The sequence below is a fragment of the Shewanella mytili genome, assembly GCF_046765975.1.
Taxonomy (GTDB): domain Bacteria; phylum Pseudomonadota; class Gammaproteobacteria; order Enterobacterales; family Shewanellaceae; genus Shewanella; species Shewanella mytili.
The window spans coordinates 141,304-161,932 of record NZ_JBKOUD010000004.1 but is presented as its reverse complement, the minus strand read 5'-3'; the positions used below and the strand labels follow the sequence as shown (position 1 = coordinate 161,932).

The following is a 20,629-nucleotide window of genomic DNA, read 5'->3' as shown; positions in this document are numbered from 1 at the left end:
TTATCAATGATGAGTGTGGTGGCAATCAATATAGCGTTGGCGCTTTTTATCTTTGAGCTTTTCCAAGTCGACCAAGACCAGTCCATCAATGCAATCGGCAAAATCGGCATCAATGCCAAAGGCTAAAAACTGCACCCCTTGAGGTTGGCAAAGTTCGCCATACTGTTTGTAAAGTGTGGGAACCGCAGCACCGATACTTGCCAGGGTCTGTTTAAGCTGCTTGAAGGCCTGTTCATATTCCATCCCCTGATAGCTTTGATCCAGCTCCCGTTGTTTGGCTGTTGGCAGCACATAAGGGTGAAATGATTCAGCCAGGGGCTGCGCCGGGAATTGGGACAGATAAAAATGCACTAACATCTCTTTGGCGGGAGCCGGCAGTTGGTTGCTGATGGTGACAGGGCCAAACAGATATCGATACTGGGGATTTTTGGCCAGATAGGCACCGATGCCATACCACAGATAATCCAGACTGCGTTTGCCCCAATATTTGGGCTGCACAAAACTGCGGCCAAGCTCCAGCCCATGCTGACAATATTGGTCAAAGTCGGCGTGATATTTAAAGAGGGATTCACTATAAATGGGCTGCCCGGCGGCATGGAGCGCCTGAGCGCTGGCAAAGCGATAGGCCCCTACGATTTCCATCTCGGCCTGATCCCATAGCACCAGGTGCAAATAATGGGGATCATACTGATCCGTATCCCGGCGTTCACCGGTGCCTTCGCCCACGGCCCGAAACGCAATTTCCCGCAAGCGGCCAATTTCGCGCATGATGGGATTGCTGCCTTGGTGGCGATAGAGGAAGATTTGTTTATTGTCCTGGGTGTTCCCCAAAAGCTCGCACTCTGCCAGCGCTTTATGCAATGCCAGCCTGTTTTCCGGGTGGGCAATGGCCCTTTGGGTTCTAAATAGCCCTGGACGGTTTTTACCGATGCGGTACAGATGGTTTTTCAACAGGTTGACTTTGGTTTTCAGCGGAAAATCATTGCTGTTTACCGCTTCTGCCGGAATGAGCTCGCCAATTTGAACCGGCAGATTATTATTGGCCTGCTTAAACATCTCTTTAACCAACAGCAGGGTAGCCAGTGGTTTGTATAACATGGATGCCCCATAAAAGGTGGGGGAGTTACGGGCATCAACAAACATTGGTAGCAACGGGGCATCGCAGCTAATGGCCATTCGTAAAAATCCGCTGTGCCAGCGGGTATCCCGTACGCCATTTGGTCGTAAACGGGAGACTTCTCCGGAAGGGAAAATCAGTACGGCGCCTTCATCGCGCAGATGCTCGTGAATATTTTCCAGATAGTGTCGTGGTGTCCCGCCGGTCATGTTACGCACGGGCAATAACAGATTATGCAATGGCTCCAAGGCCATCAGCAGTTCATTGGCCACCACCTTCAAATCCGCCCGGATTTCACTTAAGAGTTTAATGAGTACCAGCGCATCCAGCGAGCCGATGGGGTGATTGGCAAAAATGACCACCCGCCCCTGGGGGGGGACATTTTCCAGTTGTACGTCGGGTACGGTGTAGCTGATATTGAATGTCTGTAATACCTGTTCGACAAAATCAACGCCTTTTAAATGGCTGAATTGTGAGGCAATTTCATTGCATTGACGTTCATTTAGCAGATAGCGCAACATGGCTTTGGTTGGTTTGGCAAGCCAAGGTGCATTATTGAGTCGCGGTAGGTTATCCTCGATGACTTTGTCGACGGTAAAAATCATAGTAATGTCCTGAACTGAGACGCAAGGTTTTCCGGGCGAAAACACTTTAGGCAGATTCAGTCAGACAATAAGTCACAATATTGACGGCTAGATGAAGGCGGGATGGCAGTCTTGTGACAATATCATGCAAAGAGAGCCTTTATGAAGGCTCTCTTTGGGGGATGCTTAGAAGAACAGATGGGCCATGCCAGCGATAACCGGCAAGGTGATTAAGGTACGCAACAAGAAGATGACAAATAATTCCCAGGCGTTGACGGGGATTTTGCTGCCAATCAATAGCGCCCCAACTTCGCTCATGTAAATCAGCTGGGTGACAGATAACGACGCGATGATAAAGCGGGTAATGTCGGCTTCAATACCGTTGCTAGCCAGAATGGATGGAATGAACATATCGGCAAATCCCACCACAATGGTTTTGGAGGCTTCGGTAGCTTCCGGTATGTGCAACCACTCGAGCAAGGGGATAAATGGCATGCCAAGATAATCAAACACCGGGGTGTACTCGGCAATCATCAGGGCTATGGTCCCGATGGCCATGACCACGGGAATAATCCCGAAAATCATGTCAACGACATTTTTAAGCCCTTCCCCCACAACTTTCTTCACGCCACCGGTATGTGCCGCTTTATGTAACGCCAGCTGAAATCCCCAGGAAAGGGCATGATGTCCTGCCGGGACGGTTTCATCATCTTTTTTGCGGGGATTGCCATTGAGGTAAATGTCTTTTTTTAATGACAACGGTGGCAACCTGGGCACAATGATGGCCGCCACGATCCCGGCGACACAAACCGTGAGATAAAAGGGCAAAAACATGGCCTCTAACCCCACCTGGGTGATCACCACCAAGCTAAAGGTGATGGACACCGCCGAAAACGTGGTGCCGATAATGGCGGCTTCTCGCTGGGTATAGCGGTTATCTTCGTACTGTTTGCTGGTAAGCAGGATGCCCACGCTGCCATCTCCCAACCAGGAGGCCATGCAGTCAATGGCGCCACGCCCAGGCAAATTGAATACCGGCCGCATAACGGTGGTCAGCAGTGTGCCGAACAACTCCAGCAGCCCGAAATTAAGCAGCAACGGCAAGAGCAAGCCGGCAAAAAAGAACACGCAAAAAAGTACCGGTAACAAATCGTTCATGACCAGTCCGCCCGTATTGGCCGAACGTATGGCTTCAGGGCCAATGTCGCTAAAGGTCAGAATGAGGAAAAGGGTACCGATAAGCCGAATGGTCAACCAAAAGGGGTTGATATTCAGCAAGGCATTAAGAAACCCATTGGTTCGGATGAACTTGGGTCTGAAAATCTTGGTTGCAAGTGTGGCTAACGCCATAAACACCGCAATGATGAGAATGATGCCGGTTAATCCGTCACCCAGCAAACTTTGTAATCCTTTGGCCAAAATGGCTACCGGAATGGTAATTGATCCTTGGAAATTTACCGGTGTCATGAACAGCAAAACCCCCAGCAGTGAGGGAATTATGAAGGTCAAGATGGTTTTTAATGTATGGGGTTGGGATTTCGTCACGTTAATGCCTGTGGTTATTCTTTATCTCTGGCTGGATGGCCATGCAATATTATGCAAACTGAATGGTTGTCTATGGCGTAAGGTTACCCTCTCGCCTCGCCCTTGTAAATTCGCAATTACCAACATTTTTGGCAAGGTGAGTGTTGGCTGTTTTTACAATGGCTTTATGCAGGCTTGCATGCGTAAGTATTCGTTAGCAATCGCTTAAAAATCCAGAGGGGATGTTGTGGCGTGATTGTTTGGCGTTATTGAAACAGCTATTTGTAATTAAAAAGATTTTTCAAAAAATTTTGTCATAAATGAGCATGAGTGCGCATTTGTATAAATCATACCGATAATAGTTTGCTTGCCAAGTGGCATATCAGCTTATAACAATGTACCTTTGATAACTATCTATGGCTGACATTAGAAAAGCGTGAAGTACCGTGGCATGAGGGTGCTTTACTTGCATACTGGGGGCGAGCTGGCGATGGAAAATGAACAGCGTCTGATCAAGCTGGCACTGGGGTTTGGGTGTATGGGACTGCTGGGATTGGTGCTCGGCCTGGGGATTTCCATTGTCGGATACGATACGCTGGGGGAAGGGAGTTTTTGTTTTAATAACCACACCATGAGCGAGCTGGGAAATTACGGACATTCGCCTCTGGCGGTAACACTCAACGGCGGCTTGTTTTTCGGTAGTTTGTGTTTGGTCTTGTTTAGCCTTTATTCATTGCAGTTAGCCTCCACCATTACCGGTACTCTCAGTTTTCTTGGGCTGGCCATCACTTGCCTGGCATTGGCAGGCATTGGGCTTTTCCCCTTGAATGTTTACCACTTGCATGTATTCATGCTGAAATGGTTCTTCATCATGGGCAGCGTTAGCGCATTGCTGTATCTGGTGGATCAAATGGTGGCGCAGCCAAGCTCGGGATTGCGTTTGGGCATTTTGCCGGCGTTAGTGTGCTGTCTCAGTTTTGGACTGTTTCTTTTCTTGCCTGCGTTTGAGCTGGATGTGACTGAGGGCAACCGTCCGTTTTATCATGAAATGGTGCTGGAGAGTTTAAGGCCGGCTTTATGGTGGCCGGCGTTGCTGCAGTGGCTGAGTCTTGGCGGTTTCATGCTGTGGCTGGCAGCTTTGTTGTGGGAAAACTTCAGGGCATTAAAGCGCCAGCATTGATTTTTCACAGCCATTGCATGCCGGGTTTCCCAAACCAATAACCGTTGCATGCGTTTGTACTGGGTGCCTGATCAACCAAGGTGGCCGTGGTTAGCGCTGAGGCGGTGGCAATGCAATCATTGGAAAATGCCGAGACTCTGAAGTACGCAACCCCCATGGCCGTCATATCGGTTAATTGGGGGCGTAAATCGTAGCAAGCGGCTGATTGTGTCTGAATGCCGTTTAATCGCAGCAATGGTTGGTGCTCTTGGGTTTGGGTCAATATTCCTGTTGGATGCTGGCGACACACGGTGTTGCAGCCGTCTTTGGCCAGCCCTTGCAGTCTGGCGGTGAAACAGCGGGCAGAATAGGCCAGCGGCAGATGACCATACCCTATGACTTCCGCTTCATAGGCCGGCATTGGCGTTAATACTGCCTGTAGCCAATCTCTGGACAAGTCCACCGGCATGACGAAGCGTTGCATCCCCCATTGAGCCATTTTATCCAACGTGGCGCGATTGTAGTTATTGATACTCGGGCCACAGACAAAGGGGAGTTGTCGCTCATGGGCCATGGCCACGGCGGCCATGTCATTGGCTTCGATGACAAATTCGCCATTTTCCAATTGCCGCTGTAACTCGCCAAGTTCCGAGGCGTTTTCCAGCAGTCCCAAGGTGGAGATAATTACCTGTTTCCCTGAGGTTTTAAGCATTCTGGCCAAGGCCAGATAATCCGCCCACTTTACCTGCCTTCTGCGACTGCAAACGCTTTCCCCAAGGTAAACCAGCGGAATGTTGCTGGCGGCTACCTGCTCATAAAAGGCATAAACATCGGGTTTGGACCAGCAATAGAGCAAGGGTCCCAAAGAAATCTTCATTACATCGTCCTATTGCCATTTACGCTCATAAGCACCAAGGGTGGTGGTTTGTCCTTCCGAGACTTTATTGAGGGCCTGTTGCCATTGCTGTTGGATCTGAAAACGCGCCGGGTCAGCCAGGTATTGATCGATGGCATCGCGCCACACCCGGGTAACCTGAGCCACATAAGCCGGGCTACGTTGCCGCCCCTCAATCTTGAGTGATGCCACGCCTGCGGCTGCCAGTTCCGGAATAAGTGACAACGTGCTGAGGCTGGTGGGGGATTCCAGTAAAAATTGGGGAGTATTTGAGTTGTCACTCAAGTAACGTCCCTTGCATACGACGGGATAGCCCATTTGCTCCTGAAGCGCGGCGCGGTCAATCAACACATTGTTAAGGCGGGTCAGGCGGTGCGGGCCTTGCTCTTGCCAACGGACATGACGCGCCGGCGAGCAGGAGCCACCTGCATTTGGCGATTCTCCCGTCACATACGAGGATAATTGACAGCGTCCTTCGGCCATGATGCATAAACTGCCAAAGGCAAACACTTCCAAATCCACAGGGCTGTGTTTGGCCAGATCTTTAATCTGCTTGAGCGATAACACCCGAGGCAATACTGCCCGCCGGATATTAAACTGGGTGTGATAAAAACCCAGCGCGGCCAGATTGGTCGCACTGGCCTGCACCGAAAGGTGTAACGGCAGTTCCGGATAGTGTTGGTGGGCGTAATCCAGTAACGAGATATCGGCCATGATCAGCCCGTTAACACCACTTTGTGCGGCAAGATCGATGGCATGATACCAGCGCTGTTCCTGGCCGGGCTGTGGAAAGGTATTGATGGTCATGTACAGTTTGCGCTGGCATCCCTTGACCAAGGTGATGGCCTGTTGCAGTTTTTGCGGGGTGAAATTGAGTCCGGCAAAAGCGCGGGCATTGGTATCACCCTTTAATCCTAAGTACACCGCATCAGCGCCTGCATTTAAGGCGGCTTTCAATGCCACCAGATTCCCAGCAGGGCAAAGAAGTTCCATATCTCGGCATGTTCCCTTTTAATACAAAAACATAAGTGTATCGGCGTTCGGAACCTGAAGAATTGATGTAAGACAGGTTTGAGATTATCAATTATGGATAAAATGCCCGGTTGCCGGTCTTTTTATGGAGGGAAGGAAATGCAGCATAACCTGTTGTCTCACATGGCTAAAAACATATTGGTAATCACCCCAAAAGTGGCCGCAAAACCCTGGGTGATTATCCCGTTCGCGGTGAAATCAAAAATACTTGAGCAACTGTTGCAACAGCTGTTTTCAGAGCAAATTGCCGAGGATGAATTAGGCTTTCTCACAGATAAATGGGTAGCGATTGCTGTGCCGGATCTGCAACTATCCTTTGAAGTGACATTTACAAACCGCTTTATGGTACGACCGCTGAGCACCCCTGATGTCACTCTGAGTGCCAACAGTCATGATCTGTTACTGGTCGCGGCAGCCATGGAAGATCCAGACACCCTGTTTTTTCAGCGTCGGTTATGTATAGAGGGCAATACGGAATTGGGGCTTGAGGTGAAAAACATGTTGCTGGCCATAGATTTGGAGAAGTTACCTTCAGCGGCTCAAGCCTTGCTGCATCGACTGGCAACATCATTGGTATGGTTACAGAATGCTGCCATCCCTTCTTCCCCATCAGTGCCTTCCGCCTAAAAAAAGAGCGACCCACCGGGTCGCTTAATGTTTTCAGACACACATTCTGAACAATCGCGCTATTTCAAAAGGGAGGACATGATGAAAAATCAAAACCTATCAATATGTCTGACCGGATGCCGACCAAACAGTTCCCCCAAATTGAAAATTTAGGCAATTTTTGATGCGAGAGGAGCGGCGGCAATATCGGGTGTTACGCGATGGGAAAATGCTGGGGCAAAAAAAATGGCAACCAAAGGTTGCCAGAGGGATTTAGCTTAAGGATAAAAGCGCGCTAGAACTTCAATCCTTAAATAAGGGAGATAATGATGAACAATGAAAACTTGTTTCATAACATCAGACTCAGCATGGGATGATTAGTTCATTTTTAGTTATAAAATTTTTTAGTAAAGTAGCAATTAATGCCATGGCATAGCTATTGGCTTGTTTTAAAGCATTATTTTGCGTTTTTTGCGGGATAAAAAAACGGCAACCTAATTGGTTGCCGAAAAATAATTCTGAGAACTGACAAACACTATGCGCTAGAACAATGCTTGCCCAAGGGAGATGATGAAACACAAGACTAAGTCTTATTACATAAGATAAGCGCTTGGCGATAAAGTTCCGGTGTCAGCGAAAAAATTTTTCAGAGACGTTGGCCGCCATGAAAAAAGCAATCCGATAAGATTGCTTGAAAAGGAATTTACAAGGGTAGGGAGTCATCATCGACAGGCGCGGCCAGCGTCAATACCATTCCAGATTTCTATTTATAGCAACCATTGCGGCGGACTTGGGTTCTGGCAACGGGACAAAAAGGCATAAAAAAAGGCGGTCGTACCTGACCACCTATTTGATCCAATCTGGACCAATTGGGCTGCGCTAGAAGCCCGGCTAGGGAGAACAATGATAAAAACCTTCACACACTGATTTTGAGTGGTTGCCGTCTAAAAGGTTCCTGTTGTGGTGAAAAAAAGCACAGCTTTATTTTTTGTTAAATAATTCAACAAGTTGATTTTTAATGGTGCTAGGTTTGCAGGTGGGTGCATAGCGTTTCAACACGTTACCCTGCTGATTGACTAAAAATTTGGTGAAATTCCATTTAATGTTTTTTGACCCCAAGAGGCCAGGGGCCTGGGATTTCAGGTGTTGGTACAGGGGATGGGTATTGGGGCCATTCACTTCTATTTTGGCGAACATGGGGAAACTGACCCCGTAATTGAGCTGGCAAAATTGTTCAATTTCTTGATTGTCTCCCGGTTCTTGCGCGCCAAATTGATTACAGGGAAATCCCAATACCACCAGCCCTTTGGGGGCAAACTCCTGATACAGTTTTTCAAGCCCTTGGTATTGCGGCGTAAAGCCGCATTTGCTGGCGGTATTCACAATCAATAGTGTTTTGCCCCGGTAACGGGAGAGATGCACTTTGTTGCCATGAATATCCGTGGCTTCAACATCATAGATACGATGATCCATCTATAGGTTCCTGATTAAGATGATAGGCTATGGAGATATTGCTATTTTGCCATCACGATGTAAAAGATTTTGCTGCACTGGCAGCGATATAACCGCAGGCATTACCCTGCGGTGATGTCATCATGATGCATGCATTACGGGGTATTGGCTGCGGTGTCGTCAGTAAAATCCTGCTGCACATTCTGATCGGCAACAATGCTGATTTCATGAAGCTGCATCGCCGGATTGGGGATGGTGAACGCTTGATATTGCTCCGGATCATCATTTTCACCGCTGCAGGTAAATGCAACGGTATAGTCGCCCTCCGGTAGGTAGCCAAAGCTGTAGCTGCCGTAATTTCCATCACTCCAATGCACATCGGTCGAGGCGTAAGGGGCGATAATGGCTTCTGGCAATGTGGCGGTATTCACCAAGGCATCATAGTTATCGGCCAGTTTGCCGCTATCCAGATCATGACCTGAGTAGAGATACATGAAATTGCCGCTGTCCGCTTGGCATTGCCCGGCACTAAACAGGTTGATGTCCACCTTGCCAGACAAGGCGGCCAGGTTGCCATGACGGAGAATTTTCACGCCGTGGGGTTTCAGGTTAAAGCGGTTACCATTGCGGTTTTCCACCAGTGATTGGCGCAGATTAAATTCAATGGTAAAACGTTGAACGCCATTCTGATCAACGGTAAAGCTCCCCAGTTGCAATTTTTGGCTGGGTTGTTTTAGCGGAATTTGCCCACGCTCATTCACCACATAGCTGAGGTCGGAGCCGCTGGATTCATCCAGAATATGCAAGATCAGATTGTCGTAGGTGCCAAGAGGAAGGGTCTGATCCGAAATCAGCATGGCACTGTCGGTGCCTTGATATTGCATTAAGTCCAGTTGCCGGTAAGTGGCGCCGTTTTCACCTGTCACATCCAGTACAATATTTTCTTGGCCGTGCTTTACCAGTTCAATTTGGTCAAAGGCGATGACAACCTGTTGAGCACTGTCAACCGGAGCATCCGATACGGCGAATGATACCTTTGCCAGCTCTTTTTCAGGGGGCGTGTCATTGTCACTGCCACCACAGGCAGACAGCAGCAAGGCTGTGGCCGTGGTGAGCAATGCGATGGATAAACGTTTATTCGGTTTCATGGTTTACACCTTTTATGGGGGGTAAGTACCAAATCCTGTGTGGTGTCTGTCAGCCGTTTGGATGGGGCAAACATGCCACATGACGCTTGCATTGGCTGCATGAATACACAATGGCTAAGCCAGCCAATGCATGCCGCCTGTGAGTGATTAATTATAGTCAAATACCATTCATTCTTGTGGTTTATGCTGGCAGTGATGGCGTTCTTGTCGTTAAATACAGCCAGTTGTTGTCGGTGTTTGCTGCCTTAATTATCACCATGAATATTTATCTTTACCATTACCGCTTTGCCTCTGTAGCGGGCGGGCAGGAACACCGCCGCGCGGCGCTGGCATCACGGCGTCATGTCAGTCGTCAAATCTTGCGCTCATGCTTGTCGCATCACGCACAGGTGGCACCTGATGCCTGGGGGTTTCAACGGGGGGAATATGGAAAGCCTGCGCTGCTGTCTCATCAGCAACGGCAATACCGTTTGCAGTTTAATCTCAGTCACAGCCGCGATTGGCTGGTACTGGCGATTGCCGATGATGCTGATGCCAATGTGTTCCTTGGGGTGGATGTGGAGCAACCCAAGGCCAGGCGAAATCTCAGCGGCATTGCACAACATTATTTTAGTGAGGCCGAGAATGCCCAGTTAGGCGGGTTAGCCGAAGCCGATTTCCCCCGTGTTTTTTACCCGCTCTGGGTGCTTAAAGAGTCTTATGTCAAGGCTACCGGGCGCGGTTTGGCCCAATCACTGCAGGGGTTTGGTTTTCAACTGCCGCAAACAGGTGTGCCCATAACAACGGCCTGGCAAACGGTCTTGGGGACGGGGATGGCAAAAAACGTGGCTTGGTACCATGCATATCGGCCCTTTGCTGATGGGTATCTTGGGTTGACCCTGGGGCTGGGCCATGGTGCGGGGCATAGGATGGGGTTTACTGCAGATGACATCCAGCTCATTCCCATAGCAACACCACCGTCAGGACAATGACGGTATTGCCCTGAAGATAATCCAGCATCGCCTACTGCCGTGCCAGACGGTTGTTCTCTGGCAGGTGTTCAAAATCGCTGCGAAACGGATTGATGTCCAGTCCGCCGCGGCGAGTATAACGGGCATACACGGTGAGTTTGCTGCAATGGCAATACCGCTTGAGATCGGTAAATATCCGCTCCACACATTGCTCGTGAAACTCATTGTGCTGGCGGAAGGAAATGAGATAACGCAGCAGTTTTTCCCTGTCTATCTTCGGCCCCTGATAGCGGATCATCACACTGCCCCAGTCAGGCTGTGAGGTGATAAGGCAGTTGGACTTGAGCAGGTTGGAATTCAGGGTTTCGGCCACCAGTTGTTTATCATCCGTGCTGTGGTGCAGCCAGTCGGCATTAAATGCATAGTCCATCACTTCAATGTCCAAATCATCCATGCAAATCCCCGGCAGCTCCACAATGCGCTGACTGGCAAATTGCTTGGGCTCAATGACATTCACCGTGACGTCACCTTCGGCGCAGCGGGACACATCCTGCTGCAGCATCTGTTGCAGGGCACTGATGGAGTCCACTTTGGTTTGGTTGAAGCTGTTGAGATACAGTTTGAAGGATTTGGATTCCACCAGGTGCTTGCTGGCAGCATCCAGACGAAACTCCGCCATGGCCACCATGGGTTTGCCTTTGGCATTGAGCCAGGATAGCTCGTATGCCGTCCAGATATCCGCCCCATGAAAAGGCATGGGATCACTTAATGCAATGGCATCGCGGTTCAGCTGGCGCGGAACGGCCTGCAGCAGTTGTGGTGCATACTGGGCCTGATAACGGGTGTTTTTCCCCAATGTCAGTTCTGATAACGCCTCGGCATTATCATAAGGTGTCTGGTTTGATGTCATCGCTGCTGGTTTCGTGCAAGAATATGGGTTCATTATACCTGAATTCAGCGGAGCCATCAGTGTCTTGTGCAGTTGCGCTTGAACAATTACTTGACCGTTACCAGCGGTGTTATCAATCAGCTTTGGGCGAGTTTCCACGGCATTATGCTGACGGGGAAACATCGGTTTGTATGCTCGCCAATGAAGTTGATGATCCGGTGCAATGGCAATCCGTTATGCGGCCAGAGATCGCCTCTTTTGCCAATGTGGAGGCGGCTCTGTCATTATCCCTGCACCCGGATATTGAGCCGTTTTACGGGCGTTTTTTTGCGGGGCCCGTTTTGTTTGATGCCCCTTTTGGCTGCGGTGAATTACTGCAAGTGTGGAATGAAGCGGATTTTGCCCGTTTGCAGCAAAACATCATCGGCCACTTGATGATGAAACAAAAGCTGAAGCAGGCACCTACCTGGTTCATTGGGGTGTTGGACGGGCAGGATGAGATGCTGACAGTGGATAATCATGATGGCTCCGTGTGGCGTGAACGCCCCGGTGACGTGCCATGTGAACGCCTGGCCGATAATCTGGCCGACTTTTTGGGGCAGTTGTCACCGCGGGTGTCAGAGGCTGTTCGCCATCAGCAGCTTGTTGATGACCATGGCGGACCGGATCATCCCGGCATTTTTACCAGCTTGCAACGCATGTGGCGCAATCTTTTCCCACAGCGTTAATCAGTTACTACTGAAAATCCCAGGACAGGTTGGACACAATTCGGCAGTGGTCGCATTTAAAATGGAACAAATCCAGCAACGGTTGTGCCTGGTGCCAATGGGGATTACCGCATCGCGGACACGGGCGTTGCAGCTCCTGTTGACGATTGGCGCCGCCCACGCGGTACAGGTAATAGTAGGTGGGAATTTTCGTCAAATATTCAATCCGCCCGCGCAAATCCCAGCCCCGCCGGAAAAGATCACTGTCAATATCGCTCAACTCATGGAGCGCGGCAAACTCCGCTGCCGTGGCCGAGGCCATCTGTAGCTCATCACAGGCCTGCCATTCGGTTTGCCAGCGGATAAGTTGCTTGTGATCGCCATTGAAGGTTGCCGGCACTTGGTAAAGAGGGATGGGCAACAGGTTATCGCCACTGCGTAGCGGTGAGCACATATGCACATAGCTGGTGTACAACAGCTGCCAGGACGGCGGTTCAGTACAGCTGATTTCGGAATTAATGTCCTGCCCCAGCAGTTTCTCCCGTGGTGTCAGCAGTTTTGCCTGCGACAACTGGCGCAATGCCTGTTTGGCCCAAGGACTGTTGCAGCGATTGGCCAGGCTGGATTCTTCCGGTAGCAGCAGCCGCACCCTGAATGAACCGTCATGCAAGGCGACAGGAAACTCCCGGCCCAGTATCTGGCCATTGGCCCGCCAGGCTTCCAGCAGGTTGTTGATGGCGCTTTCCGCCAAGCTAATGGTGGTATTGGCAAAACAGTCAAACCTTAACTCACAGACAAACATCAGGCATGCTCCGGCGCTGCATTTTCGAGTTGCAGGATGCGTTGCTCTAGCTGCTGGCAATATTGCGCTAATGCGTCAACCTGCTGTTGCATTTGGGTTAACCGGGCAAGTAAATCCGGATGTCCCGCCTCATCGGTTGCTGTGGCTGGTGATGGCGCGGTGAGGCTCGGCGCGTTAAATGCCGCAAGCTCCTCTTTGGACATGTTTTTGAAATACTGCAAGCCTGCCACCAGAAGTGGCATGGGGATTTTTCCGCCCATTCTGGTTTTTACCAGGGCAAGGGTGGGCGTGTGTCCTTTGCGGTTAATGGCAATGGCCGCTGCAATAATGGGGGCTAATTCCGGTGACATCTTGGTTAAAAACCTCACTGATAGGTCAAAAATGCAAATTATGCCAAAAGGTTTAATCTAATTCATTGATAAATAACAATATAAAGATTGGCCTGTGATTTGCTTTAGCTTTGCCGGTTCAGGTTGAAATATTAAAAGATACCAAGGAGATAACATGAATAAAGCACAATTACTCCTGCTGGGGGCTGCCAGCTTAGGGCTTAGCGCCTGTGTGGTCAATGTGGGGGCGGATAAAGATCAGTATGACGGCCATGACTGGAAGCAATTGCAAAAAAATAATCAACAGCACATCTCCCGCTTACAGCTGGGAATGACACAGCAACAGGTGCAAGAACTCATGGGCTAGGCAGATATCAACGAGGCATTTATGTCCCAGGGGCAAGCGGTGCAGGTGTTGTATTATCGCACCCGGCATCTGCACAGTGATGGTAAAACCACAAAAGATGAATGCACGCCGCTGGTTTTTAAACAGCAGCAGCTGATTGGCTGGGGCGAAAAAGCCTATGCCCAGTTATAAATCCCCCTTTCTTGAAGACCATGGTTTAGCGCCGTAAAGATGCATCCATATGATCAATAATGGTCGCCCATTGATCGTCGCAAGCCAGAGATTCCTTTAAAAATGCACGTTGAGCGGGTGTCCAAAACGGGGCATCCGCCAGCATGACATCCTGGGGCAAATAATGCCGCTCAAAAAAATCCCGGATTGCCGTCTCATCACTTTCCAGCCCCAATTGTTGGAATAACGCCGTCATCTGATGTGGATTGGTCATTATGTCTCTCACTTTGCCTGTGCGCCCAACTATCAGTATATCAGCAGATTTGCCCACAAAAGTTGCTGGCAAAATGGTCGGTGTGTTCGCTAAAGATACATTTTGCAAAGAACGCTGTTGTCAGCGTTATGGTGTTTATGACATATGGCTTTCCTTAAATGCCAGTCACCGTGTAAGACATATCCTACAAAGCTGTGAGACTTTTCGGAAACAATGTGGATGACATGTCGCCAGTTATAATAAAAATCAATATACATCAATATGTTGAATCATTTTTGTGTTTGGAGTGATTGCCGCCATTATAAAAGCCCTGTGCCGACATACTGCTTTTATACCCCTTTAGGGTAATATTTAAAGCGTCCACGGAATGGCGCTTGAAGGAGATTGTCAGGATGACAATCACGCAAGGGAAGCAACAGAAAGGATGCTTTTTCTAGGGATGATACAAGGAATGTAAGCTGGCAGGAAGCTGGTTAATACGGACGTTGAACATGGTTCAGGATGTAACCATGCCCAGGATGAACAACAGGATGTTGCGGCAGGATGCCCAGGACATAAAGGACACGCTCAAGGATAGAGTCAAGACCGATACACGGAGTTGTCGGTGGCAAGGGAAGCGTATTTGATACAGGGAATTGCCAGGAAGGTAATGGAGTCAGGGACGCATTTCGTTCGCAAGGATGGTGCAGGGAGCAGATTGTATAGCAGGATGGCTTAGCAATGTGACAGAAAGGCGCGGCTCTATGAGTCGCGCCTATTCTTTTGGGATTAAGCCCATCCCTTTTCGCAATGTGGCGGATGGATTGTTATCGGCATCCACCGGAACGGCAGCTGCCACCGCAGCCCCCTCCCATGCTTCCCCGGCTGGTTGGCGCTTGGCTCCATTCCGGCTCAGGGAAAATCGGCCATTCAATTTTCTGTATGCGTTTTCCGAGCATGTGGATGTGCCCTTTAAACTGGTTGATGCCATCCGTACTGAACTCGAACTGAAAACTGGCCTTCCAGCCCAAGCCACTGCTGCTGAAAGCTGGGCGGGCGGCACTCATGGCCACCGACAGTAATTGCACCCGCTGGCGTTGGCTCTCGCGCTCGGCAAACTGACGGCAGATTTCAGCCATTTGTCGCAATTGCCAAAAAAATGCTGCGACGATTACCACCCCTGCAATCAATAAAAAATCAGTCATCATTTTTGCGTGTTCCTGAAGAGTCCGCCAATGGCGGCACTGAGTTGCACACTTCTGTCCGGGCTTCGTAACTCATTTAGCAACATGGGTCGAATTGCCGGAATAGCCACAATATCAGCAAAGATCCCGTTAAAGAAGTCCTGTGATTGTAGCGCCAGTGACTCCAGGAAAATTTTGCGGCATGGCTCCTGTTTTAAAATGTGCCAGACGCGGGCCGCAATGGCCAATAACAGCTCCTGATCCAGCCCCTGGGATAATGAAAGCTGCTTAATGAGGGTAGTACAGTGCTGTGGATGTGAAGCCAGTGCCCGCAAATAATAAGGCTTCAGGACGGCATCTTGTTGGGGAAACAAGCGCACGATTTCTTGCGCCAGCAGTTCGGGCAATTGTATATGCTCCAATAGCTGGCACAGGGCGATTTTGACTTCGGTGGCAATGGCACTGGAGGTGATGCCATGGCATAACAGCTGGGGGTGATCCAGCAAGTGGGCTCTGGCACAAATATCCGCCAGTCCCTGTAACCCTACCGCCTGCCACTGCTGTGATGGCGCTTTCCCCGCGAGATACTGACAGGCATAGTCATATTGGACGGACGCCGCTTGCCCTTGCTGCTGGCGTAACAGGGCGTTGAACAGTGCCAGTTTTTCCTGGGAGGGGCGGAAATTGAACGGGTGGTTGGCCAGTTGCTGCTGCTGTGCTTCGGTGAGCTCATTTTGGAGATTTTGCCCCATGGCGGTTAACAGCATTTCAATGAATTGGCTACGTCCTGCTGGGTTTAACAGGCCTTGTTCATCCAGTGGCATTTTCAAGAACCAGATAAACGGCATGCCGGGGCGTTCCCAAAATACCAGTGCAAAACAGGCATGCCCCTGAATGGGTGCAGGATAGGGGGCACGCAGCGCTTCTATCTGATGAAAAGCCATCACGTCGATGGGTTGTACCCTGCGGCCCATATCGTAAATCAGATACTGGCAATGCGCTGCAGAGAGTAGCTCTCCAAAAGTAGAAATGGTGTGCATAAACAAATCCTGTCGCGGGGTAAGATAGCCCGGCATTATAGGGATAACCGGCCGCGGATGGTATGATGGCCATTAATTAATTGCCGATATCAGATTGAGTAAAACATGCCTTATCAGCAAACCGAGGTATTACTTCAGGGCATTGAACAGGAATTAAAACAGTTGCAAATGTGGAGCCCAAAGTCGCCAGCGCCGCAAGCGCTTGCCAGTACGGCGCCCTTTGCCTGTGACCGCTTGCCCCTGGAGCAATGGTTGCAGTTCATTTTGGTGCCAAAGATGCAACAGCTGTTACGGACGCGCCAACCGTTGCCCAGCAAAATAGCCATTGCCCCCATGGCACAGTACGTGTGGGCGGAACAACCTGAAACCCGTAAACTTATCACCTTGCTGGAGATGCTGGATGACTTGCTCAGTGGACAGTGAAAATGCCCTAACGGCACAGGAAGTGGTCCCTGAAATCCGTATCCTGTATGAAGATGAGTATTTGGTTGCAATTCACAAACCCGCAGGATTACTGGTGCATAAAACCTATTTGGCTCGGCGGGAGCGTTTTTTTGCCATGCAGATGACCCGGGATCTGGTGGGGTGCCATGTGTTTCCGGTGCACCGTCTGGATAGACCCACATCGGGTGTCTTGCTGTTTGCCAAGAGCAGTCACATCGCCCACGAGTTGTGTGTGCAGTTTGAGTCCAGAAAGGTTACGAAACACTATCTGGCGCTGGTGCGCGGTAACATGCACGAGGCCGGAGTGCTGGATTATCCCTTAAAAGAAGAGCTGGATGATATTGCCGACAAGCTATCCCGTGAGCCCAAGGCCCCTCAATCGGCGGTGACTCGTTATCAGCCCTTATTGAATACCGAAATTCCTTTTTCGTCAGGGCGTTATGCCACATCGCGCTTTGCTTTGGTGCATTTGCAACCCCTTACCGGCAGAAAGCATCAGTTACGGCGCCATCTGGATCACCTGCGTCACCCCATCATTGGTGATACCGCTCATGGCGATGGCAAACAGAACCGTTTTTTCCGGGAACATTTTGGGGTTAACCGTTTATGGCTGTTGGCGCAAAAAATCGCCTTGACCCATCCGGTGACCGGTGCCCCCTTGAGTGTGGTGACAGAGCCGGAGCCTGAATGGGCCAAAATCTTTACGGCGCTGGGCTGGGATGACGCTGCATTGTCAGGGGCAACGCCCCTTATGATTGCCGACCGTTAGCCGCCGGATTATTTATTGCGTTGCTGCATCATGTCCAGCAGGGGAACATAGGCATCAAGCGGGAAGTTATGGTGTTCATCCTGCTGGCGAATGGTGCGGAAATAACAGGTTTTACGGGTATGGGTGAGACGCTGATGTTGTCTTATCAGTTTTTGGCGGCTGCTCTGGCGCATTACTGCGTTCCTTTATGAACTAGATGGATAATGTCGGCTGCTTGGTCTAGTTGCAGGCGGGGCAGTCGATAAAGTATGTTGGGTACATAATTTCCCGGTCGCGAAGTATAGCATGAAAAAAATCAACATAGTGTTCGGATCAGTTTACGGTAGTGCCCAGTACGTGGCAGAAACCCTGGAGGGGGCCCTGCATGACGCGGGATGGCAGGTACAGTTTTGGCCATCAGAGCAGTTGGCCGCCTTTGTGCCGCCAGAAGATGAACTGTTGCTGGTGGTCACATCCACGACAGGCGATGGCGATTTGCCGGAAAACATCATGCCCTGGTTTTCCATGATGAAAGAGCGGGCGCCGTATCTGCCCGGATTAAGCTATGCTGTGGTTGCACTGGGCGACTCCAGCTACAACACCTTCTGTGGCGGCGGTAAGCAGGTGGATGCACTATTGGGTGAGCTGGGTGCCAAACGTGTCGGCTCACGGCTGGAAATAGATGCCTGTGAAACCATGGAACCTGAAACCGAGGCGTTAACATGGCTCAAAACCTGGCTGCCACTGGCAGCATCCGTCGAACCTTAAACGGCCTGACCCAGCATTGGTTTAAGTTTGCCCAGAATCTCAGTCAGGCACTATTAACGCCCATCGCCATTTTACCCATTGCCGGGCTGATGATGGGGGTGGCGGGTTCGTTGTCCGGTGCATTGCCGCCCTTGTTGTTTTCACTGTTGTCCAATGTGGGCAACTTTGTGTTTGCCATGATGCCGTTGTTGTTTGCCGTGGCCATTGCCGTGGGCTTTTGTCGGGATCAGGGGGCGGCTGCCATCAGTGCCGTTTTCGGCTACGGCGTTTTTACCGCCGGCTTGGGGGTATTGGTGGCTGATCAGCAACTGCCGGGGGTGCAAACCCTTGGCGTCAATACGCTGGATACCGGCATTGCCGGTGGCATGATCCTTGGTGGCGTTTCCTGTTTTGCAATGTATCTGAGCCAGTTTGTAAAACTGCCCATGGTGTTGTCCTTTTTTGAAGGCCGTCGCAGCGCCCCTTTGCTGATGTTGCCGCTGGCGCTGGCCGTGGCCTGGTGTTTTTCGCTTGTCTGGCCATCCTTGGCACACCATATCCAGCAGTTTTCAGACTGGGCCGTTTATCAAAAAACCCAATGGGCGTTTGCGCTTTATGGGGTGGTGGAGCGGTTATTGTTACCGCTGGGATTGCACCATATCTGGAATGCCCCATTTTTCCTGGAATTTGGCCAGTATGCGGCCAATGGTGAAGTGGTTCGGGGCGAGATTGCCCGTTATCTGGCGGGTGATCCCCAGGCGGGTAATCTGGCTGGTGGCTATCTCATCAAAATGTGGGGGCTGCCTGCCGCCGCTTTTGCCATGTGGCAGTGCGCCGATGGCAATACCCGTCAGCGGGTTGCCGGCATCATGTTATCAGCGGCGGCCACCAGTTGGCTTACCGGCGTCACAGAACCCATCGAGTTTGCCTTTTTGTTTGTGGCCCCCTTGTTATACCTGCTGCATGCCTTGTTGTGCGGTTTGGCCTATCTGGTGTGCGTGTTGCTGGGGGTGCATTACGGCATCAGTTTTTCCCAAGGAGCACTGGACTTGGTGCTGATGTGGCATAACTCTGCCAATGCCAGTTGGTTTTTCATTCTGGGGCCGTTAACGGCGGTGCTGTACTACGTGATATTTCGCAGCGCCATCCTGATTTTCAACCTGAAAACACCAGGCAGAATGACGCAGCAACCGGCGCAATACACGCCAGCGCCCATGGCATCCCCCCCTGTTGCCGGTGAAATGCCCCAATTATTGATTAACGCCCTGGGCGGCGCTGATAATATCCATTCTCTGGGCGCTTGCATGACCCGCTTGCGGCTGAATGTGCTGGACCCGTTGCTGGTGGACAAACCGCAATTACTGTCGATGGGTGCCAAAGCCGTGATTGTGGTGGGCAGTGGTGTGCAGGTGGTTTTTGGCACCAAAGCCGAAGCCATGCGGCAGCAGATGCAGCAGTGCCTGGATCGTGGCACTTGTTAGATTTTTTAAATTTTTATTAGAATTTTTAAGATTTATGCAGAATTTTTAGGGTTGCTGTGGCATATTCTTCAGCCGATTTTGTTGTTATGTGGAGAAGTAAATAGCAAATGCAGCGTAAAATTCTGATGACGGACTGCGCCGACGAACGCGGTCTCATCGCTAAAATCACCGGGGTTTGTTTTAAGCATCAGTTAAACATCATAAAAAACAGTGAATTTGTTGATAATCAGCAGCAGCGTTTTTTTATGCGGACCGAACTGGAAGGCGAGTTTCACGAACAGCAGCTGCTTGCTGAACTGCAAGAAGTCTTACCGGCCAAAAACCAGATGCGCCTTATCGATGCCGGTCGCAAGCGGATTGTGGTGCTGGTGACCAAAGAAGCCCATTGTCTGGGCGATTTGCTGATGAAAGCCTATTACGGTGCGCTGGATGTGGAAATTGCGGCAGTGGTGGGCAATTACGATACCCTGGCGCCGTTGGCTGCCAAGTTTGACGTACCGTTTCATCATGTATCCCACGAAGGCTTGAGCCGCGAGGAGCACGAACAGGCATTACTGCAAGAGATTGCCCCTTATCAGCCGGATTATCTGGTACTGGCCAAGTTCATGCGGGTGCTGACCCCGGGCTTTGTGAGCCAGTATCCTCAGCGGATCATCAATATTCACCACTCATTCCTGCCAGCCTTTATTGGGGCCAATCCTTATCGTCAGGCATGGGAGCGCGGGGTGAAAATCATCGGTGCCACCGCCCACTTTGTGAATGACAGCCTTGATGACGGGCCGATTATCAAACAGGACGTGATCCCGGTGGATCATAACTACAGCGCCGAAGACATGGCCAAAGCCGGTCGCGATGTGGAAAAAAGCGTATTGAGCCGGGCATTGGCACTGGTGCTGAATAATCAGGTGGTTGTTAACGGGAATAAAACCCTGGTATTCAAGTAAGCCTTTTGGCTGCAGCCTGATAAAATTGCCTGGCAATTCATCCGATGCAATCCCCGTGAAAAACCCGCCTGTTGATG

Annotated in this window: 22 protein-coding genes and 1 pseudogene; 10 read left to right on the top strand and 13 right to left on the bottom strand. The window is 50.4% G+C overall.

Going from position 1 to position 20,629, the window contains the following annotated elements; translation table 11 throughout:
* Positions 1-3: 3 nt before the first annotated feature.
* Both olsF and ACIDEJ_RS06305 read right to left on the bottom strand, forming a co-directional pair.
* Positions 4-1,722 (bottom strand): bifunctional ornithine lipid synthase OlsF, encoded by a 1,719-nt coding sequence (olsF, locus tag ACIDEJ_RS06310; RefSeq protein WP_459382713.1) that lies wholly within the window; start codon positions 1,720-1,722, stop codon positions 4-6.
* Between the two features lie 165 nt (positions 1,723-1,887).
* Positions 1,888-3,168: a YjiH family protein gene (locus ACIDEJ_RS06305; protein WP_411987306.1), complete on the bottom strand. Its 1,281-nt coding sequence runs from the start codon at positions 3,166-3,168 to the stop codon at positions 1,888-1,890.
* A gap of 523 nt (positions 3,169-3,691) precedes the next feature.
* Here ACIDEJ_RS06305 and ACIDEJ_RS06300 point away from each other — a divergent pair.
* The gene (locus ACIDEJ_RS06300) at positions 3,692-4,405 is read left to right on the top strand and encodes a DUF998 domain-containing protein (protein WP_411987230.1); all 714 of its coding nucleotides are present in this window, start codon (positions 3,692-3,694) and stop codon (positions 4,403-4,405) included.
* A gap of 4 nt (positions 4,406-4,409) precedes the next feature.
* Here ACIDEJ_RS06300 and ACIDEJ_RS06295 read toward each other — a convergent pair whose 3' ends face one another.
* Positions 4,410-5,261, bottom strand: a complete 852-nt coding sequence (locus tag ACIDEJ_RS06295; RefSeq protein WP_411987229.1) for a U32 family peptidase — start codon at positions 5,259-5,261, stop codon at positions 4,410-4,412.
* A 9-nt stretch (positions 5,262-5,270) separates the two neighbouring features.
* Positions 5,271-6,272 carry a ubiquinone anaerobic biosynthesis protein UbiU gene (gene ubiU, locus ACIDEJ_RS06290; protein WP_411987228.1) on the bottom strand — a complete coding sequence of 334 codons (1,002 nt, stop codon included), beginning with the start codon at positions 6,270-6,272 and terminating at the stop codon, positions 5,271-5,273.
* Between the two features lie 138 nt (positions 6,273-6,410).
* Here ubiU and ubiT point away from each other — a divergent pair, with 138 nt between their 5' ends.
* Positions 6,411-6,938 carry a ubiquinone anaerobic biosynthesis accessory factor UbiT gene (gene ubiT / locus ACIDEJ_RS06285; RefSeq protein WP_411987227.1) on the top strand — a complete coding sequence of 176 codons (528 nt, stop codon included), beginning with the start codon at positions 6,411-6,413 and terminating at the stop codon, positions 6,936-6,938.
* Between the two features lie 960 nt (positions 6,939-7,898).
* Here the strand turns inward: ubiT and ACIDEJ_RS06280 are convergent.
* Both ACIDEJ_RS06280 and ACIDEJ_RS06275 read right to left on the bottom strand, forming a co-directional pair.
* Positions 7,899-8,390: a glutathione peroxidase gene (locus ACIDEJ_RS06280; RefSeq protein WP_411987226.1), complete on the bottom strand. Its 492-nt coding sequence runs from the start codon at positions 8,388-8,390 to the stop codon at positions 7,899-7,901.
* A 134-nt stretch (positions 8,391-8,524) separates the two neighbouring features.
* Positions 8,525-9,517: a DUF4382 domain-containing protein gene (locus ACIDEJ_RS06275; protein ID WP_411987225.1), complete on the bottom strand. Its 993-nt coding sequence runs from the start codon at positions 9,515-9,517 to the stop codon at positions 8,525-8,527.
* Positions 9,518-9,774: 257 nt separating this feature from the next.
* On the opposite strand from ACIDEJ_RS06275, the gene ACIDEJ_RS06270 reads away from it, so the two are divergent.
* A complete protein-coding gene (locus tag ACIDEJ_RS06270) occupies positions 9,775-10,488 on the top strand; it encodes a 4'-phosphopantetheinyl transferase family protein (RefSeq protein WP_411987224.1) in 714 nt (237 codons plus the stop codon).
* Between the two features lie 31 nt (positions 10,489-10,519).
* On the opposite strand, the gene queF is transcribed toward ACIDEJ_RS06270, so the two are convergent.
* Positions 10,520-11,377 carry an NADPH-dependent 7-cyano-7-deazaguanine reductase QueF gene (gene queF, locus ACIDEJ_RS06265; RefSeq protein WP_411987223.1) on the bottom strand — a complete coding sequence of 286 codons (858 nt, stop codon included), beginning with the start codon at positions 11,375-11,377 and terminating at the stop codon, positions 10,520-10,522.
* Between the two features lie 59 nt (positions 11,378-11,436).
* On the opposite strand from queF, the gene syd reads away from it, so the two are divergent.
* Positions 11,437-12,084, top strand: coding sequence for a SecY-interacting protein (syd, locus tag ACIDEJ_RS06260; protein ID WP_411987222.1), 648 nt, complete (start codon positions 11,437-11,439; stop codon positions 12,082-12,084).
* Positions 12,085-12,091: 7 nt separating this feature from the next.
* Here the strand turns inward: syd and ACIDEJ_RS06255 are convergent, their stop codons facing one another.
* Both ACIDEJ_RS06255 and ACIDEJ_RS06250 read right to left on the bottom strand, forming a co-directional pair.
* Positions 12,092-12,865: a Zn-ribbon-containing protein gene (locus ACIDEJ_RS06255; protein ID WP_411987221.1), complete on the bottom strand. Its 774-nt coding sequence runs from the start codon at positions 12,863-12,865 to the stop codon at positions 12,092-12,094.
* Positions 12,865-13,215 (bottom strand): coiled-coil domain-containing protein, encoded by a 351-nt coding sequence (locus ACIDEJ_RS06250; protein ID WP_411987220.1) that lies wholly within the window; start codon positions 13,213-13,215, stop codon positions 12,865-12,867. The genes ACIDEJ_RS06255 and ACIDEJ_RS06250 overlap by 1 nt, the downstream gene beginning before the upstream one ends.
* Positions 13,216-13,369: 154 nt before the next feature.
* Here ACIDEJ_RS06250 and ACIDEJ_RS06245 point away from each other — a divergent pair.
* Positions 13,370-13,732: pseudogene (locus ACIDEJ_RS06245) on the top strand (DUF3192 domain-containing protein).
* Positions 13,733-13,757: 25 nt separating this feature from the next.
* On the opposite strand, the gene ACIDEJ_RS06240 reads toward ACIDEJ_RS06245, so the two are convergent.
* The 3 genes from ACIDEJ_RS06240 to ACIDEJ_RS06230 form a co-directional block, all read right to left on the bottom strand.
* A complete protein-coding gene (locus ACIDEJ_RS06240) occupies positions 13,758-14,093 on the bottom strand; it encodes a DUF2789 domain-containing protein (RefSeq protein WP_411987219.1) in 336 nt (111 codons plus the stop codon).
* Positions 14,094-14,791: 698 nt separating this feature from the next.
* A complete protein-coding gene (locus tag ACIDEJ_RS06235) occupies positions 14,792-15,172 on the bottom strand; it encodes a DUF3301 domain-containing protein (RefSeq protein ID WP_411987218.1) in 381 nt (126 codons plus the stop codon).
* The gene (locus tag ACIDEJ_RS06230) at positions 15,169-16,188 is read right to left on the bottom strand and encodes a DUF3549 family protein (RefSeq protein WP_411987217.1); all 1,020 of its coding nucleotides are present in this window, start codon (positions 16,186-16,188) and stop codon (positions 15,169-15,171) included. The genes ACIDEJ_RS06235 and ACIDEJ_RS06230 overlap by 4 nt, the downstream gene beginning before the upstream one ends.
* Positions 16,189-16,293: 105 nt before the next feature.
* Between ACIDEJ_RS06230 and ACIDEJ_RS06225 the strand changes: the two genes are divergently transcribed.
* Both ACIDEJ_RS06225 and truC read left to right on the top strand, forming a co-directional pair.
* On the top strand, positions 16,294-16,611 hold the full coding sequence (locus ACIDEJ_RS06225) for a YqcC family protein (RefSeq protein ID WP_411987216.1): 318 nt from the start codon (positions 16,294-16,296) through the stop codon (positions 16,609-16,611).
* Complete coding sequence (gene truC, locus ACIDEJ_RS06220; protein WP_411987215.1) at positions 16,589-17,401, top strand: tRNA pseudouridine(65) synthase TruC; 813 nt, start codon at positions 16,589-16,591, stop codon at positions 17,399-17,401. Before ACIDEJ_RS06225 ends, truC begins: the two co-directional genes overlap by 23 nt.
* Before the next feature lie 8 nt (positions 17,402-17,409).
* Here the strand turns inward: truC and ACIDEJ_RS06215 are convergent, their stop codons facing one another.
* Positions 17,410-17,574: a hypothetical protein gene (locus tag ACIDEJ_RS06215; protein WP_411987214.1), complete on the bottom strand. Its 165-nt coding sequence runs from the start codon at positions 17,572-17,574 to the stop codon at positions 17,410-17,412.
* Positions 17,575-17,686: 112 nt separating this feature from the next.
* Here ACIDEJ_RS06215 and ACIDEJ_RS06210 point away from each other — a divergent pair, with 112 nt between their 5' ends.
* The 3 genes from ACIDEJ_RS06210 (at position 17,687) to purU (ending at position 20,552) form a co-directional block, all read left to right on the top strand.
* Positions 17,687-18,148 carry a flavodoxin gene (locus ACIDEJ_RS06210; protein WP_411987213.1) on the top strand — a complete coding sequence of 154 codons (462 nt, stop codon included), beginning with the start codon at positions 17,687-17,689 and terminating at the stop codon, positions 18,146-18,148.
* A complete protein-coding gene (locus tag ACIDEJ_RS06205; protein ID WP_411987212.1) occupies positions 18,103-19,608 on the top strand; it encodes a PTS transporter subunit EIIC in 1,506 nt (501 codons plus the stop codon). The genes ACIDEJ_RS06210 and ACIDEJ_RS06205 overlap by 46 nt, the downstream gene beginning before the upstream one ends.
* Positions 19,609-19,715: 107 nt before the next feature.
* Positions 19,716-20,552 (top strand): formyltetrahydrofolate deformylase, encoded by an 837-nt coding sequence (gene purU / locus ACIDEJ_RS06200; protein ID WP_411987211.1) that lies wholly within the window; start codon positions 19,716-19,718, stop codon positions 20,550-20,552.
* Positions 20,553-20,629: the final 77 nt, after the last annotated feature.